At 46.6% G+C, this 17,151-nt stretch carries 15 protein-coding genes; 9 read left to right on the forward strand and 6 right to left on the reverse strand.

Annotated features, from left to right (window positions below; all coding sequences use genetic code 11):
• Positions 1-159: 159 nt before the first annotated feature.
• Positions 160-840 carry a ubiquinone anaerobic biosynthesis accessory factor UbiT gene (gene ubiT / locus SG35_RS10055; RefSeq protein WP_084692698.1) on the reverse strand — a complete coding sequence of 227 codons (681 nt, stop codon included), beginning with the start codon at positions 838-840 and terminating at the stop codon, positions 160-162.
• Between the two features lie 355 nt (positions 841-1,195).
• On the opposite strand from ubiT, the gene ubiU reads away from it, so the two are divergent.
• The 4 genes from ubiU (at position 1,196) to SG35_RS10075 (ending at position 6,268) form a co-directional block, all read left to right on the forward strand.
• Positions 1,196-2,191 carry a ubiquinone anaerobic biosynthesis protein UbiU gene (ubiU, locus tag SG35_RS10060; protein ID WP_044832539.1) on the forward strand — a complete coding sequence of 332 codons (996 nt, stop codon included), beginning with the start codon at positions 1,196-1,198 and terminating at the stop codon, positions 2,189-2,191.
• 76 nt (positions 2,192-2,267) lie between these two features.
• Positions 2,268-3,149 (forward strand): U32 family peptidase, encoded by an 882-nt coding sequence (locus tag SG35_RS10065; RefSeq protein ID WP_044832540.1) that lies wholly within the window; start codon positions 2,268-2,270, stop codon positions 3,147-3,149.
• An 81-nt stretch (positions 3,150-3,230) separates the two neighbouring features.
• Positions 3,231-5,042: a thiamine pyrophosphate-dependent enzyme gene (locus SG35_RS10070; RefSeq protein ID WP_044832541.1), complete on the forward strand. Its 1,812-nt coding sequence runs from the start codon at positions 3,231-3,233 to the stop codon at positions 5,040-5,042.
• A gap of 41 nt (positions 5,043-5,083) precedes the next feature.
• Positions 5,084-6,268 carry a cupin domain-containing protein gene (locus SG35_RS10075; RefSeq protein WP_044832542.1) on the forward strand — a complete coding sequence of 395 codons (1,185 nt, stop codon included), beginning with the start codon at positions 5,084-5,086 and terminating at the stop codon, positions 6,266-6,268.
• 218 nt (positions 6,269-6,486) lie between these two features.
• On the opposite strand, the gene SG35_RS10080 is transcribed toward SG35_RS10075, so the two are convergent.
• Together SG35_RS10080 and SG35_RS10085 are read right to left on the reverse strand one after the other, a co-directional pair.
• Positions 6,487-8,079: a S8 family serine peptidase gene (locus tag SG35_RS10080; protein ID WP_236702580.1), complete on the reverse strand. Its 1,593-nt coding sequence runs from the start codon at positions 8,077-8,079 to the stop codon at positions 6,487-6,489.
• Positions 8,080-8,827: 748 nt separating this feature from the next.
• Positions 8,828-10,402, reverse strand: a complete 1,575-nt coding sequence (locus SG35_RS10085; protein WP_044832543.1) for a S8 family serine peptidase — start codon at positions 10,400-10,402, stop codon at positions 8,828-8,830.
• 444 nt (positions 10,403-10,846) lie between these two features.
• Here SG35_RS10085 and rsuA point away from each other — a divergent pair, with 444 nt between their 5' ends.
• Complete coding sequence (gene rsuA / locus SG35_RS10090) at positions 10,847-11,542, forward strand: 16S rRNA pseudouridine(516) synthase RsuA (RefSeq protein WP_044832544.1); 696 nt, start codon at positions 10,847-10,849, stop codon at positions 11,540-11,542.
• Positions 11,543-11,588: 46 nt separating this feature from the next.
• Here rsuA and SG35_RS10095 read toward each other — a convergent pair whose 3' ends face one another.
• The 3 genes from SG35_RS10095 to SG35_RS10105 form a co-directional block, all read right to left on the reverse strand.
• Complete coding sequence (locus tag SG35_RS10095; protein WP_044832545.1) at positions 11,589-12,209, reverse strand: PEP-CTERM sorting domain-containing protein; 621 nt, start codon at positions 12,207-12,209, stop codon at positions 11,589-11,591.
• 72 nt (positions 12,210-12,281) lie between these two features.
• Positions 12,282-12,800, reverse strand: a complete 519-nt coding sequence (locus SG35_RS10100) for a hypothetical protein (RefSeq protein WP_053042986.1) — start codon at positions 12,798-12,800, stop codon at positions 12,282-12,284.
• A gap of 411 nt (positions 12,801-13,211) precedes the next feature.
• Positions 13,212-13,499 (reverse strand): hypothetical protein, encoded by a 288-nt coding sequence (locus SG35_RS10105; protein ID WP_274055409.1) that lies wholly within the window; start codon positions 13,497-13,499, stop codon positions 13,212-13,214.
• Positions 13,500-14,036: 537 nt separating this feature from the next.
• Here SG35_RS10105 and SG35_RS10110 point away from each other — a divergent pair.
• From SG35_RS10110 to SG35_RS10125, 4 genes are all read left to right on the forward strand, one after another.
• Positions 14,037-15,317: a dipeptidase gene (locus tag SG35_RS10110; protein WP_044836300.1), complete on the forward strand. Its 1,281-nt coding sequence runs from the start codon at positions 14,037-14,039 to the stop codon at positions 15,315-15,317.
• Between the two features lie 236 nt (positions 15,318-15,553).
• The gene (locus tag SG35_RS10115; RefSeq protein WP_160298411.1) at positions 15,554-15,712 is read left to right on the forward strand and encodes a hypothetical protein; all 159 of its coding nucleotides are present in this window, start codon (positions 15,554-15,556) and stop codon (positions 15,710-15,712) included.
• A 139-nt stretch (positions 15,713-15,851) separates the two neighbouring features.
• A complete protein-coding gene (locus SG35_RS10120; RefSeq protein ID WP_160298412.1) occupies positions 15,852-16,022 on the forward strand; it encodes a hypothetical protein in 171 nt (56 codons plus the stop codon).
• A gap of 851 nt (positions 16,023-16,873) precedes the next feature.
• Complete coding sequence (locus tag SG35_RS10125; RefSeq protein WP_152646851.1) at positions 16,874-17,134, forward strand: hypothetical protein; 261 nt, start codon at positions 16,874-16,876, stop codon at positions 17,132-17,134.
• Positions 17,135-17,151: the final 17 nt, after the last annotated feature.

A 17,151-nucleotide genomic window follows, 5' to 3' on the forward strand; every position in this document is an offset into this window, starting at 1 on the left:
GAGAGCGAATTGTGTCTTCCTGATAACATTTATTTATCTTTGGATTAAAATATATACTTTTTATGTCATTCCGGCCTTAAAGCGGACCCCATTGAGGTAAATCAGGTCCGGTTACATCAGGTTGTTACTTATTTTAAGAGGTTACTTTTAAAGGATATTTTAAGAGTTCTTAGCCGCTAAGTCACTTTTTGTTTGTTGTAGCAGTTCGGCGGAAGCCGCCACCAGGTTATGCACCTCGCCGGGGAGGTGGTCAAGATCTATGGCATCTATCAGGTTCTTTAGTTCAAGTCCTAATTCGGTATCGCCTTCAATTTTTAGCCGGCGCTGAAAAAACAGGGTATCGGGATCTTGTTTACGTCCGGCAATCAGCAATAAATCATCGCCACTGCCGCTGAAACTGACGTCTTCTTTTTGTTGTAACGGGAATGAAGAAGGGATCCCGGCTGTTGAGAAGGTTTTGGCCGGGGCCATGATAAGTTGATCCTGATCGTAACTTAACCACCAGTTGATATTGAGATCGGTAATGCTGATCCGCAGCCATTTATCTTGCAAAAATTCAAAATCCCCGTCTTCAAGGGCTTCTTTAAATACTGAGGTTAATACCGGCAGTAGCAGTTTTTGCTGCGCGCCAAAGGGCAACAAGGCAAAGGCCGGGGTAATCACCTTAGGTATGGCCTTGATAGCACCTGATCTGATATTAAGAGGTAAATGGTTTGCTTTAGCAATCAGGCGGGGCGCAACTTTGAGTAGTTGTTGCGGCAGCTTTTTGCCTAAACCTGAGGTTAGCAGGGAAGAAAACTCTCCTGCCTTACCTGTGATAGCCGATGGAATGGGTAACATGAATTTATACCGTTAAAGAGGACCGTTAAAAATTGCTGACGGGCAAGGTAGCATAAAGTAAAAGCGGATTTTGTGGCACAGATCAACTTTTTGCTTTAATGCCTGGCATTAGCTTTAGCTAAACGCTTAATTTCAAAAGTCTTACAATATTTGGCAGGTCTTTACTATTACATCAACAAGTTGATGAACCGCTGTCACGTAAAGGGCAATGTACAGTTCCGGCCGGGTTTGTTGACAAAATCAAATATTCTCAATAAAGGCGCAGAAGTTATTTTAAATCAAAAAAGTACCCCTTGGATGCTTCTACTATAGCTCTACATTTTTTCTTGAATCCTGATCCCAGAAATAAATTGTTATGGAACTCTTGTGCCCGGCAGGTAACCTACCTGCGCTGAAAACCGCCATTAATAACGGCGCCGATGCAGTCTATATCGGCTTAAAAGATGATACCAATGCCCGGCACTTCGCCGGTTTAAATTTTAACGAAACCAAGCTGGATAAAGCCGCGGATTATGTTCACCAGCATGGCAAGAAATTACATGTTGCCATTAATACCTTTGCCCACCCCGACGGCGAACAGCGCTGGCACAAGGCGGTGGATAAGGCGGTGGCCATGGGCACAGATGCCCTGATCATTGCCGATATCGGGGTCATGGCCTATGCGGCGGAAAAATATCCGGATGTTGAGCGCCATGTCTCGGTACAGGCCAGTACCACCAACCTTGAAGCCATCAAATTTTACCATAATAACTTTGGCGTCAGCCGGGTGGTCTTGCCGCGGGTTTTGTCGGTGCAACAGGTACGGCAACTGGCGAAAAGCTCGCCGGTGGCACTGGAAGTTTTTGCCTTTGGCAGCCTGTGTATCATGGCGGAAGGCCGCTGTTACCTTTCTTCTTATATGACAGGTGAATCCCCCAATACCGTGGGTGCCTGCTCTCCGGCGAAATATGTGCGCTGGCAGGAAACCGAGGAAGGTCTGGAAAGCCGGTTAAACAATGTCTTAATCGACCGCTACCAGCGCGATGAACATGCCGGTTACCCGACCTTATGCAAAGGGCGTTTCGAAGTGGAAGACAATGTCTATCACGCCCTGGAAGAGCCCACCAGCTTAAATACCCTGGAGCTTATTCCCGAGCTGGCGGCTATGGGCATCGTTTCGGTAAAAATTGAAGGACGCCAGCGCAGCCCGGCTTATGTCGAGCAGGTGGCAAAAACCTGGCGCGCGGCCTTGGACAGGTACCAGCAAACGCCACAGGATTTCACCCTGGAGCAAAGCTGGATGCAGACCCTGGCCAATTTATCGGAAGGGGCGCAAACCACTTTAGGGGCCTACCACAGGAAGTGGCAGTAGTTTTTCCACAGCAGCCGATGCCTGCTTTTATTGAATACTATTTATTTATCCCTTTGAAAAAAGAGAGAACGAACAAATGAAATTTTCCCTCGGCCCCAGTTTATTTTTTTGGCCTAAGCAAGAAGTGCATGATTATTACCAAAGGGCAAGTGACAGCAGCGCCGACATTATTTATCTGGGTGAAACCGTCTGCTCCAAGCGCCGTGAATTACGGGCGAAAGACTGGCTCGAGCTGGCGCGGCAGCTAAGCACTAATACCGATAAACAAATTGTGGTTTCCACCATGACCCTGCTGGAGTCTCCGGCGGAAATCCAGGTGATGCGCCGTTTGTGCGATAACGGCGATTTATTGGTGGAAGCCAATGATCTCAGTGCGGTGCAGATGATGCACGAGCTGAAATTGCCTTTTGTGCTCGGCCCGGCCATTAACTGTTACAACCTGGCCACCCTGAAAGTGTTTTTAAAGCAGGGGCTGGTGCGCTGGGTGATGCCGGTAGAGCTTTCCGGTGACTGGCTGCGGCAGCTGTTGCAGGAAGCGGAGCAGGAAAATATCCGCCATCAGTTCGAATGTGAAGTTTTTTCCTGGGGTTATTTACCGCTGGCCTATTCCGCCCGCTGTTTTACCGCCCGCTCTGAAGACAGGCCCAAAGACGACTGCCAGTACTGCTGTATCAATTATCCTCAGGGGCGAAAAATGAACAGCCGGGAAGGGGAGCGGGTGTTTGTGCTTAACGGTATTCAGACCATGTCGGGTTATCAATACAACCTGGTCAACGAAGTACCGCAAATGCAAGCCATGGGAGTCGATATTGCCCGCATCAGCGCGGATAGTGATGCCGCCTTTATGCAATTGAATAACTTTAAGGCGCAGCTGACGGCGCCACAGCATAAAGCACTTGTTTCTACCAATGAATGTAACGGTTACTGGCATCAGATCCCGGGTATGTCGATAGCCTGAGACAGAGAACAAAAATGGGTAATGTCGGCAAATATCCAGACGCGTTGTTAACAGAGCAGATTAAGTAATTAGGTAAATGTTATGAAAGAAAAAATCAACCACTACATCGAGAACTTTGGCGCTGAATATAGCGCCAGCCTGCCGTCTTTGGGACAGTTGATGGCGCAAACCCTGCGCTTTTTCGGTAGCCGCCGTATTTATGGTGTCGGTGGAGATTTTGCCGCCAACTTGATCACCGCCTTTGAAGATGAGCTGGACATTTGTCCCTCGAGTAATGAAATGCATGCCGGGTTTACCGCGTGCGGCCAGGCGGAAGTGGAAGGTTTGGGGGTATGCCTGACCACCTATACCGTGGGCAGTTTACCCTGTGTCTCGGCGGCAGCGCTGGCATTAACGGAAAAATTGCCGGTGATATTTATTTCCGGCGCCCCGGGAGAAAGTGAAATTAATCATATGGCGCTGCATCATACCGTCAGTTCCTGCTCCACCTGGCGCTCTGAATATGATGCGGCATTAGAGTCGTTTAAGGCGCTGGGCATTCGCTCGGAGCGTTTGCAGGGCCAGCGGAACCCGGGACAGCCCAATGTTGCCGGTGAGCACTTTTTCCGTCTGGTGGCCCATGCCTATCTAAATAAAGAGCCGGTTTTTATCGAAGTGCCCCGGGACCTGGTTGCAGATAAAACCCAGGCAATAGAATTTCCTCCCTCCCTGTGTCAGTTGCCGCAGGAAGTGTTTTTGCTTAAAGGTGTCTCCCTGGTGGCCCGGCAAGTCGTAGAGAAATTACTGGCGGCAAATAAACCTTTATTGTACTTGGGAGAAAAAGCCAAGCTCAACAAGGAGTTGTTGGCTGTGGTCAAACGCTTTTGCCATCAGTATCAGATTCCCTATACCACCACCTGGTTTGCCAAAGGGGTATTGGATGAGTTTGAGCCCCTGAGCCTTGGCGCTTACAACGGGGTATTTACCGATGAGCAGGTACGTAACTATATTGAAAACGAAGTGGACTATGTATTGGAAGTGGCCACCAGTATCTATCAGTTAGATACCAATACCGCTTTTGATACCGGAACCCATCTGTTGAATGATTTTGAAAATAAAACCATTTTAAAAGGCACATCGCAGCTGGAAAAAGATCTGATCGGTATTTTTGAGCAGTTACTAAGCGCAGATATCCCGGTGTTTGATTTTACTCCGCCAAAGAGCACCGGCGGTGAGTTATTTGCCGATGAAAAAATCGACTTTCATAATTTAACCCGGGTACTCAATAGTCTGCAAAGCCTGGATCAAAGGGCCTATGTTTATTTTCCTGAAATCGGTAACTCTTATTTTGCTTCCTATAGCCTGAAAACGCGGATGTCTTCGCTTGGCCGCAGCTGGTTAACCAATCCCTGGTATGCGGCCATGGGCACCAGTTTGCCTTATGCCCGGGCGGCCTGTAAGCAGTTGCAGCAGCTGGGGGCGGGAAAAGCCGCCACTGAGAACGATGTTGCCGTGGTGATCACCGGCGACGGTGGTTTTAATTTTCAATTAAATGATTTGATTCATTTTTTACGGGATGATTTAAGCGTCATTATCATCTATATGCGCAATGACATTTTCCATTTAGGCAAAAACAGCGATGCCGAAATTTATCACTGCTCGGATAAAAATTTTGATGTGATAAGTCTGGTTAAAGCCTATGGCGGTGAAGGAAAGCGGTGCAGCACGGTGGCCGGGTTCAGGGATTATTTCAGTGCCTGCGCCGATGAAAATAGCGGCATTAAACTCATTGAAGTGCCTGCCAGCCTGGAAGAGCAGTACCAGTGCCGCGAGATCAGTTTGTTGAACTTATATATCAAGGCAAGAAACGGTATACCGCAGGCGGTTATCGACTGGAATGAGATCAAGCGTTAGGCCAGGGGAAGGTAAAGGTTAAAGGGTTAGGAGGGGTTATTATGTATCAGTTACAATTATCAGATCTTACCAAGAAAGAATTCCTGAGGGATTACTGGCAAAAAAAACCTGTGGTTATTACCCGGGGGTTTAGCGATTTCCAGGATCCCTTATCGGCGGACGAACTGGCGGGGTTGGCGACCATGGATCAGGTTGAGTCGCGTCTGATCTCCCTGGTTGACGGGCAATGGCAGGCGGAATTTGGTCCGTTTCAGTCATTTGAGCATTTAGGAGATAAAAACTGGTCGTTGGTGGTACAGGCGGTGGATCATTTTTGCGAGCCGGCGGCAGAGCTGATTGAGCCGTTTCGCTTTATTCCTAACTGGCGTCTGGACGATCTTATGGTGAGTTTTGCCACTGTGGGCGGCGGTGTTGGCCCCCATATCGATCTTTATGATGTCTTTATCTGCCAGGGCTCGGGTAAACGTCACTGGCGGGTAGGGGACAGGGGCAACCACCGGGAGTTTGCCGCCCACGAAGCCCTGCTGCATGTCGATCCCTTCGAGGCCATTATTGATGTTGAACTTAACCCGGGAGATATTTTATATATTCCCCCGGGGTTTCCCCATGAAGGTATTACGCTGGAGACTTCTTTAAGTTTTTCCGTCGGTTTTCGCACCCAATCCCGGGTAAGTTTATTTAGTGCCCTGGCGGATCATTTAATCGATCAGGATAGCGCCAATGAGCTGATTGAAGATGCCGGGCGGCCATTTTGCAAAGCGCCGGGAGAGATCAATGATACGGATTTAGATTTGATCAAAGAGCAGTTTGCCCATGTGCTGGCGGATGAAGCTTTGATGCGCGACTTTATCGGCAGTCATCTTAGCCGGGCAAAACATGAACTGGATCGCTGTGAAGAGGAACTTGGCGGTTATACCCAGGCTGATGTCGCCCAGATTTTAGTTGCAGGAGCTGATCCGGATGCGGCGAAGCAAGGGGGTTATAGTTTGCAAAGATTAGGAGGCTTAAGGGCTTTTTATTTCAGCGATATCCTAAACCGCGGCATATGTTATATCAATGGCGAGCCGGTTTCATTTGATGTTGCCATAGCGCCTATGGTTAAGCTGCTTTGTGATCAGGTGACTTTATCACCACAGCAGCTGACTCCCTGGCGTGAAAACAGCGCCTTTATAGATTTTGTCACCGAACAGGTTAATGCCGGTTACTGGTATTTTGCCCAAGTGTAACGGTGACAGATCACAGGCTTTATGTGCCAAGGCTCCCGGCTTAGTCCTTAAGCCATGATAGCTCCTGCTGTTTTTTGCTGGCAAAGTGGCTAAATCCTTTCGCTTATATAGAAAAGCCCTGAGGGAAGTCAGGGCTTTGACTATTGTAATTTCAGTCTATTGTGATATCCAGGCTTAACTTTCATTCCTTGAATGTTGAGCCTGTTACGCGATAGTGCTTAGTTACCTGTCCAATCTAAAGTCACACCGCTAAAGGTCGAGTAGGCCTTAATGCCGATATGCCAGGTGCCTGCACCCGGATTAGAGAAGGTACAAACCTCATCATTACCATTGAGGTAAGGACGACAATCGTAGCTACCAAACCAGCCGGAAGTCGGCTCGCTGCCTTCTTTTACATAAAGATCGGCATCACCGCTGCCGCCGGAAATCTTGATGGTCATAGAGCTGATGCCTGCCGGTACGTCAATGCTATGACGGAACCAGTTATTTCTGCTCTCACCTATACCTGAGATACTGCCTTCCAGATCACCCGGTGGTGGTGGTGGCGGAGGAGTAGTACCACAGCCGTCATTGGTCAGTGCATCGTGTGCAGCTTTGGCTTGAACAATACCGTAACCGTAATAGTTATCGCGGCCAGAAGAACCTTTGTCTTTGGCGGTATTATTTAAAGCGTCACGAATTTGAGATGCAGTACAGGTAGGGTGGTTACTCCATACCAGGGCGGCGACCCCTGAAACATGAGGTGTTGCCATGGAAGTACCGCTCCAGCTGGCATAGCCGTTGCCGGTAATGGTGGAGTTGACAGCCACACCCGGTGCGGAGATTTCTACCTGGTTGTTGAATTGTGAAAATGAAGCAATATTTTCACTGCTGTCAACGGCGCCAACTGACATGACAGAATCATAGGAAGCCGGATAAGACTTAGTGCTGTTACCGTCGTTACCGGCGGCGGCGATAGATAATACGCCGTTATTAAGGGCTGAGGCAAAAGCATTAGACTCAGAAGTCATGCTGGCGCCGCCACCTAAACTCATGCTGATAACGCTGGCACCAGCGGCTTCACATTGTGAAATGGCAGCGATTAAGTCTGAGCCGTAAGCCCAGCTGCCGGAATTGTTGAAGACCTTGACAATATGCAGGCCGACATCACCGCTTGGGTTAACGCCAACTACGCCTACACCGTTGCCGCCCAACGCGGCAATAGTCCCGGCAACGTGGCTACCGTGACCATGGCCATCGTCATACCAGTTTCCGGTGTCGTTACCGTTGCCGTCGTTGTCGTCACCGGTCACGTTTGAACTTCTTAAATCTTCGTGGTTGCGGTTATAGCCGGTGTCAACAATACACACTTTCTGGTTGGCTGCAGCAGCATCGCTGACCTGATCTGCCTGCACCATAGTAATACCGTACGGGGTAGACTCTGCCATGATGTTGACATCATCAAGGAGATAACGCGGCTGATCCACTTCCACCATCTCAACCTGGTCGTTATTTAATAAATTAGCGACATCGGAAGGGTTGATTTCAATAGCAACACCATTGATACGGTCTAAGGTACGTATGGTTTTTGCACCATAAGTTTGCATTAAGCTCATTACCGCAGCAGGGGACACCTTACCGTCAGACATGACACTGGCAGTATTTTTGAAGGTGACCACATAGCGGTTATTTACCAGAGCCGGCTTAATGTCGCCCGGGCCGTTAAACGTGGCTTCGGCGGCGACAGTAGTGTTAATCGATCCTAAAACGGCAATGGCGACAGCGCCTAAGGTAAATCCTTTTGCTAGTCCTTTAATATGCTTGTTCATCATTCTCTCAACTCGTAATAATTAATAATTGAGTAGCTGCCTTAGTCCTTTATCTCCATGAAGGGCGGCTACAGCGATACCGGGTTGACTAAGTTATTATTGTTTGAGCCTGTTGATATGGCCCATGTTTCATTATCCAGCCCGGTATAAACTAAGTACTGGCTTGTTGCACTGAGGTGCACGCTTAATTGCGTAATAGCTGTTCTAAAATCACTTAGTAATTAAAAAAGGTAGTCGAGAAAATGAAGAGATCAAATTTTTTTTACTATTTTTGCACTCAATGTTCACAAGTTAAACAAATTTGTTACATTGAGGTGTTAAAAGTAAAGTTGTTAAGTTATTGTTTTTAATTGTTTATATCTTTCGGCTGGCGCAGAATTATCCAACTTCAAAGCAGAAGAATTATTTTCATAAAAAAGCAAAAAAATAATTTTCAGTTGGTAAAAAGTAGTGATTTTTTAAGAAAAAGCAAAGCCATATTTCAGCCAAGTTTCAACAGCTTGTCTGGTTTTTATCGTTCAAAGGTTCTCAGCCGGTGCTCACAGCTAAAAATGAAGGTTTGTTTATAACTACACAGAGATCAGGTTTTTGGGGCGTTTGCCTTTATCAAGGCAGGGGCTCACAGTGAAAGCTTAGTCACGGGTAAAGCTAAGCAAACCCTGAAATAAGCCATAAAAAAGGCAGCCCCGATCACTCAGGGCTGCCTTATCATTACCAATATGTTATCGGCGTGATTAAACCGTGTAAGCTGTTATTGATAATTCCAGCTTAAGGTTACACCGCTATAGGCTGAATAGGCTCTGACACCGATATGCCAGGTACCTGCACCCGGGTTGGAGAAAGTACACACCTCGTCATTACCGTATTCGTACGGGCGACAATCCCAGCGGGAAGTGGTTGGCCTGCTGCCTTCGTTAACATATAAGTCAGCATCACCGGTGCCGCCTGAAATTGTCACCGTTAATGAACTTACACCTGCCGGCATATCAAATGAGAAGCGCTTCCAGCCGGTATTTTTAGACAAGTTCTCATGGGTTTCGCCGTCGCCGTCTGGCGGCTCAACGATAGGACCGCCGACATCACAACCTTCTGCGCTAATGGCATCGACAGCGGCTTTGGCCTGGACGATACCGTAACCATAGCTGGTATCACGTCCGGAAGCACCTTTGTCTTTGGCCGTCATATTCAGGGCATTACGAATTTGCGCCGCAGTACATGAGGTATGGTGACTCCAGACTAACGCAGCAACACCTGAAACATGCGGGGTTGCCATGGAAGTACCACTCCAGCTGGCGTAACCGCCCGGGATGGTAGAGTTGACAGCCACGCCCGGTGCGGCGATTTCCACCTGGCTGTTGTATTGTGAGAAGGACGCTTTGTTTTCACTGCTGTCAACAGCGGCAACCGACATAACTGCGTCATAAGAGGCCGGGTAAGACATGGTGCTGTTGCCGTCATTACCGGCAGCGGCGATGGATAAAACGCCGTTATTCAATGCCGATTGAAAGGCATTGGCTTCAGAGTTCATGCTGGCGCCGCCGCCTAAACTCATGCTGATAACACTGGCGCCGGCGGCTTCACATTGTGAAATGGCCGCGATCAGGTCTGAGCCATAAGCCCAGTTGCCGGAGTCGTTAAAGACTTTGACGATATGTAAGCCCAGCTGACCGCTTGGGTTAACACCTACCACACCGGTATTGTTGCCGCCCAGGGCCGCAATGGTACCGGCAACATGGCTGCCGTGGCCATGACCGTCATTGTTCCAGTTGCCGGTATCGTTGCCGTTACCGTCATTGTCATCGCCGGTGACACCTGAGCTGATCAAGTCTTCATGGCCCAGGTTATAGCCGGTATCGACGATACAAACTTTTTGGTTGCCCGTGGCAGCATCGCTGACCTGATCTGCCTGTACCATAGTGATGCCGTAAGGCGTGGACTCGGCCAATACACGCGGGTTATCGAGTATGTAACGGGGCTGATCCACTTCCACCATTTCAATTTGATCGTTATTTAATAAATTTGCGACAGCCGATTGACTCATCTCAATGGCGACACCATTGATTCTGTCTAAGGTGCGTACGGTTTTTGCGCCGTAACTGTCCATTAAGCTTTTTGCCCCGGCCGCAGACATTTTACCGCCGGACATAATAGTGGCAGTATTTTTGAAAGTGACTACGTAACGTTCATTGACAACCGCCGGTTTTATATCGCCGGGGCCGTTAAAGGTGGCTTCTGCCGCTACGCCGGTGTTGATTGATGCTAAAACGGCAACGCTGATTGCTCCAAGGGTAAATCCTTTCGCTAGTCCTTTAATATTTTTAGTCATGTTTTTCTCAATAGTTAGTGATTAAAAACTCAATATCCGCCTTAATCCTTTATCTCCTTTATGGCGGTTACGGTGACACTAAGTACTGGCTGTTGAAGTAATAAGGGGTGGCTTATTTTTCAGCAGGTGCTCGAAAATCACTTAGTAACTAAAAAAGGTAGTCGAGAAAATTAACAGGTCAAATTTTTATTTTCACGTGTTGCGCACTTTTTGTTCACAAAATATACAATTTTATTACATTCGAAAAATTGGATGTTTAGCTAAGTCTTTCTTATGAGGTGACTTTATTTGATCTGGATCAAGTTGTTGGTTGTCGGTGAAAATATTTAAAAAAAATGAAAAATACCCTGCTTTAGCAAAAAGTAGCCCGGGGAAATTTAAAAATTAACGGTTAGATTCTGTATAATGATCTCTTTTTGTCACTACTGAACATCATTAAAGAACATGCGCCTGGATAAATATATTTGTAAAAGTACCGAACTAACGAGAAATGAAGCGAAAAAGCTGTTAAAAACCGGTTTGGTGAGAGTCAATGATGAAGTGGTTAAAAATGGCGCTTTGCAGCTGAGTGATACTTGCCAGGTCGCTGTTGAAGGCCAGTTATTAACCAAACGCTCAGCCCGCTATATCATGATGTTTAAGCCGCTTGATACCATATGCTCTAATGTGGATGAAGTGCACCCGTCGGTGTTGCATTTTCTTGATGTCGATAAAGCTTTTGACCTGCATATTGCCGGTCGCCTGGACGTTGATACCACAGGTTTGGTGTTAATCACCGATGACGGCCAGTGGTCACATCAAATTACTTCCCCCCGTAAAGCGTGTCAGAAGCGATACCGGGTATGGTTGGATGAAGCTATTGCCCCGTCTGTTGCCGAAGCATTCGCCCGCGGCGTACAGCTTAAAGGTGAGTCAACACTTACTCAACCGGCACAATTGGAAGTGATAAATGAACGGGAAGTATTACTGACGATAATGGAAGGGAAGTACCATCAGGTAAAACGTATGTTTGCCGCGGTTGGCAATCATGTGGTGGGTCTGCACCGGGAAAAAATTGGCGAAATCACCCTGGATGAGCAACTTGAGCCGGGTCAGTGGCGTTATCTGACCGAGCAGGAAGTTGCTTCGGTGCGCCGGTAAAATAAGGTCCAAGCGGCCCGGAAATAATGCCGGGCCGGTTAAGTTATTAAGTACTTTTTTTCTTACGGGATAAAGCAAAACCTGCCAGTCCCAGTCCGAATAAGGCTAAAGAGCCGGGCTCAGGTACCGAGGAAGAGAGTTCCCCGGTAAAGCCGATATTATTAAAATCGACCTGGCCATTGTCGCCGCTGATAACGGCATTGACATACTGGACATTGGACGGAAACGACAGGGCATAATCTTCGGCGGACAGGGCGGTGCTGCCCAGGGCCGGCATGACATTTAGCAGGCTGCCGACCAGGTTGTGTGCGCTGTCAAAGAAATTAAAATCTATGTTATCCACATCATAACCTTCGCCAAAATAGTTCCAAAAGTGCAAGGTGGTCAGGTTATATTCCATGCCAAAGTCGAAATCGAGCTCCAGGTTTCCGCCGTTGATCCAGACATGGGTGTTCTGGGCATGAGTCTCTATGGCCTCGGCTGACGGGGCATCTATAATACTGGCCAGGGAATCTGCAGTGCTGCGGTTGGAAAAAGGCTCTGCCGCCATGCTGCTGCCCAGTGAAACCGAGATATTTTCATGGTTCAGGTAAATGGGAGTTGCACCGGCGGCCTTGCAAAGGCCTGCTAATACTAAGGTTAAGGTAGTTAATTTGAATTTGCTCATATCCACTCCGTGATTATTGTTGTTATTTAAGTTGTGTTCGAATTTTTGCCAGAAAATGAGTTGGCTGTATTATTAAGCTTTATTAATGATTTGTTCCTGCTCTTTTGTTATCCGGGCGCTGTGCTCTTGCCTGGTGGTCTGCTTTGCGGCTTCTTCGGTGATCTCATCTATTTGCTGTTGTAAGGCTGCCAGTTGCTCGGCTTTTTGCTCATCGGTTAAGTTTTTATTTGCGGCAACCTTCTGCATTTGCTCCTCGAGCTCTTCCAGTTTCTCCCTGTCTACTCCGGTACGCTGGTCCAGAGTGCCCTGGATGGCTTTTTCCATAAAGTCTTCACGGCTGACTTTGGCCGGTGCCATTGCCTGTCTGCTGCGCTCGACCGCCTGGTTGCTTGCCAGGGCCTGATATCTGTCCACCGGATCCTGCTGATGCGTTTGTCCCCCGGCGGCGGCGATGGCGGCAGGGGAGATAGTGACACTGTCGTTTTGGCCCTGATGGTTATCCGGTTGGTTTGCATCGGATAATTTTTGATATGGATTACCGGTATCAAGGCGGGTAGCCGGGGCATATAAATTTAATCCGTTAATATTCATGAGCGTTGTCCTGATGGAATTGTTGCTGTTCCTATTATTTGCTTACGCTACTTACTTTGTATAAAGGAAAGGCAACAATCAGGCCAAAGCGCTTATTCGGCTATTTAAAGCTTTCTGGCGGCTTACCCTCTGAAATCTTTTGAAATTGTGGCTATATTTTGCCGTTTTTTGCCTGGCTTTTGTGGCAAGGGGCAAGTTTATGCCGGGGGGAAGTGGTATTATCGGGCTTTGTTTGCATTTAGTGTCGCTGTTAATTATCCATTGCGGTATTAAAAGTTCAGCTATACGGGGGATTATCAGGATATCAGGGTTGCATTTAATACCGGGCGGGTCACTGACATAGCTGAAACGCTTATTGCCGTTGACTCGCCCGGCTTTTGCTCCGTTTACGCCATAGTCAAGCTTACGTCGTTAACATGACTTCTTGCGGCTAAGCACTCTCCAACGTTCTTGCATCTCGCCTATTTTCTCCCGGTAGCCGATAACCTGGTATTTGAGCCAATAGCACAGGTGCCTGATACCTTCACTGGTGTGCTCCGTGATGCATTCGGGCTCGCGGGTAACCGCTGAAAATGCATCGAACAGGAAGGCGCATTCTTCGCTGAATTTGTCAAAATCCTCACTTAGATTGGCAAAATCGCTCGACAGCTGTTCCCTTTTGATTGCATCTTCAGTAAGTGGCAGGTTTGATTCAGACATGACAGCTTCCTCCCTTGCCGATTAACTGTGTGTAGTTGCCGGCATAAGCTGATGGCGGCTGCCTGACGGTGGGGGTTGGTATATTTTCTGTTAGACTTTCTGTTAGGTAAGCTTTAACCGAGTGAAACTCTGGCATATCATTAGGATTAGCCATGATGGATACCTCATATATCTGTTGTGGTTAGCTGTCTCTGAGTGTGAGCGCACTTAGGGGCAGCGCTTGGTTTATCTGCTGGTTTTCTGCTTTAAACACCTCTGCTGACGGGGAATTCACCTGTTAGTGATAGTACAAAATACCGGAAAAATCCCCCTGGGCTGGCATTTAATATTTATGTCAATTGCCTGCACTGTATCGATAGCAGTACGAAAACATCAACCATATGAAATATATGAATAAAAACAGATGTTGATGACCTGTTACAGGGCAGCAACAGTCAACGCAAACCTAGCCTGTTATCGCCAGGGGAACAGGGCTTTTGACATTCCTGTTGGATAAAGGCAAAGTAAGGCCAACTCAAATTATCTAAGTTATTGTCTATGAAAACTTTATCTAAAAATAAACCTAAATTTGCCTTCCCCTTGGCCACTAAGGTGCTGCTGACCTCTGCGGTAATGGCATTCACCCTGGGCGGCTGCCAAAGTCAGCACAGTACAGAGGCAAAAAATCAGCAAGCTTCGGCAAAGTTGGCGCATATGGAGCAGGCCCGTGCGATTGCCAGGAAGTACCTGGTCACCGATACCCATATTGATGTGCCTTACCGTCTTGAAGAAGCCTTTGAAGATGTCAGCGAGCATACCGCGCACGGTGATTTTGATTATCCAAGAGCCGTTGACGGCGGCCTTAATGCTCCTTTTATGTCTATTTATATTCCGGCTGCTTTGGAGCCAAGCGGCGGCAGTAAGGCGATGGCGGATAAGTTGATTGATATGGTTGAAGCCATGGTGAAAGATGCCCCAAACAAGTTTGCCCTGGCATACTCTACCCGGGAGTTGGAGCAAAACTTTGCCCGTGGCGTGATGTCACTCCCGTTGGGCATGGAAAACGGCAGCCCGATTGAAGGGGATTTAGCGAACTTAAAGCACTTTTATGATCGCGGCATCCGCTATATTACCCTGACACATTCAAAAGCGAACCATATTTCCGACTCTTCTTATGACAGTGAACGTCCGGCCGGCGGCTTGACCGATTTTGGTAAAACCCTGGTAACAGAAATGAATAAGCTTGGGGTGATGGTCGATGTTTCCCATATCTCGGATGATGCCTTTTATCAGGTGATGGCTATTTCCAAAGCGCCGGTGATTGCCTCGCATTCCTCAGCGCGGCATTTTACCCCGGGGTTTGAGCGCAATATGGATGACGATATGATCAAGGCTCTGGCGAAAAATGGCGGTGTGATCCAGATTAATTTCGGCTCTACCTTCATTTCCCAATCCTCGATAGATAACTACAATGCCTTCAAAAAGGCCAGAGAAGCCTATATGTCGGCTAATAAGCTGACCCAGGACAGTCCGGAAGTTGAAGCCTTCCAGGAAGAATACCGTAAGAAAACGCCGTTTATCTTTGCAACTTTAGATGACGTGCTGGATCATTTTGATCATGTGGTAAAGCTGGTGGGGATAGATCATGTCGGTATCGGCTCGGATTATGACGGTGTTGGTGACAGTTTGCCGGCAGGCCTTAAAGATGTTTCCACCTATCCTAATTTGATCGCCGGTTTATTAAAACGCGGTTACAGCGAGCAGGATATTGTCAAGATCCTTTCCGGTAACCTTATTCGTGTATGGCAGCAGGTGGAAGAGTACGCCGCCGGTCATTAATTCCTACTGATATAAACGGGGTTGATATTACCAACCCCGTTCATGTCTTGCCCCTTTCCTCGTTACCTCTGCCAATGCTTTTTTGATGATATGTTGGGCGATTTTGATTGATTTCACTGTTATTTGTTGTTTTTTTAATGTGCTTTACAGGGATATTTCAAGTTTTTACCTGTACGAAAGAATAGACTTTTATCGTCCAATTGGGACGTAAATTGTTGTAATAACAGGAAGAAAAAATGAAATTAAAACTTAACAAAAAGAAACTGGTTAACTTGTCTGAAAAAGCGCTCAAACTTGATAATAAAGCCACCAAGAAAGTCGCCGGTGCCAGCATCTTTCAATGTCCGGGTAATGGCGGCGGTACAGAGCATCTAGGCAAAAACAACGATTATTAATTGAGTGTTTAGATTTAAATGAAATAACGCTTGGCAGTATTGTATTTTATATAAAGTGCCGGGCGTTAACATTTGATAAAGAGGGAATATAGTTCCCGGTTGAGCCTTGATTTTTATTTATTTTTAGAGGGAATTTAAAATGAAATTAAAACTGAATAAAAAGAAACTGATTAATTTATCTGAAAAAGCCGTTCAGCTGGATAATAAAGCCACGAACAAAGTTGGCGGCGGTGCTTTTACTGAAAAAGAGTCTTGCAGAATGTGTCCTACGGGCGGTGATATCAATTGCCCTACGGTACAATGTAATTAATGCATGTTTTGCCGGTAAATAACCCTCAAAAGGGCTGATGCATGATATGTACATAATTTACTTTGACTGGAGACTATAGCGAATGTCAGTATTATTGGCGAGGGCAATAGTAGATATGTCACTGTTTGCAATGTTTTTTCCCTTGATTAACTAGAGTGGGATCTCTGTTATCAGCCCTATGAAAGTTAATAAAAAACACAGCCTTGGCTGTGTTTTTTCATTTTAAGTCTTCGTTTTTACTTATAGGGGCGGTAGCTTTCTTCTTGATTCCCAGCTCTGATGACGAGCGCTATTATTTTCCCCTATCATAAAGCCACCTTAATTTCTTAAATCTGCATTTAGCTTTTTCCTCGCTTGTAACGATAACATCGGGATCTTTTAATTTATTTACCTAAAGGCTGGTATTGTTAAAAATATCATTTGTGGCTATGTCTTTTATTTAATTACTAATGTCTGATCGCTATGGGAAATGCCGAACATGAACGGAATTTAGTCCGACCGCTTTATCTGAAAGTTATCATTCTTGATGCAGGCCTTATGAATAAATAACAGGCTACTTTCTCTGTTTATTTGGCTGATTTTTGCAGGAAGGCGGAAAACGGCAATAGCAAGAATTCCATCAGTTATTTTACCAGTGAAATTTTTGTGAAATTACCTTTAAGTCTTTGAATTTCATAAGTTTATGCTTTGTTCTTATGGTAGGTTTTTAGCTGCTTTTTTACTTTTTGGTGCATCAGTTATCTGGCTTTTGTCCTGGGAATATAAAGAAGCACAGTACTAATAATTAATTTTAGAAGGATGAAGTAATGAAAAATAAAATTATCATGATTTTGCTTATGTGTTGGACGTCAATGAGTTGGGCGAAGATGCCAGACGATGGCGATCCTCCTAGTATCAGTAGTTTTTATTATAACGGCGGCTCATTGGTTGTCGGTGAGCAGGTAACAGTTCGCTGGTTTTCGCATGGCGCAGACGAGTGCAGGTTAATCGCCGGTGGCAATGTGATGAGTGTTCCGGTGAGCGGCAGCAAAACCATCACGGTTACCAGCAGCAATATGACATTTAAACTTGATTGTATGAACCTTTACGGTCATGCCGTACGTATTATCTAGGTAGGGGATTTATTTGG

This window comes from Thalassomonas actiniarum, assembly GCF_000948975.2.
Lineage (GTDB): Bacteria > Pseudomonadota > Gammaproteobacteria > Enterobacterales > Alteromonadaceae > Thalassomonas > Thalassomonas actiniarum.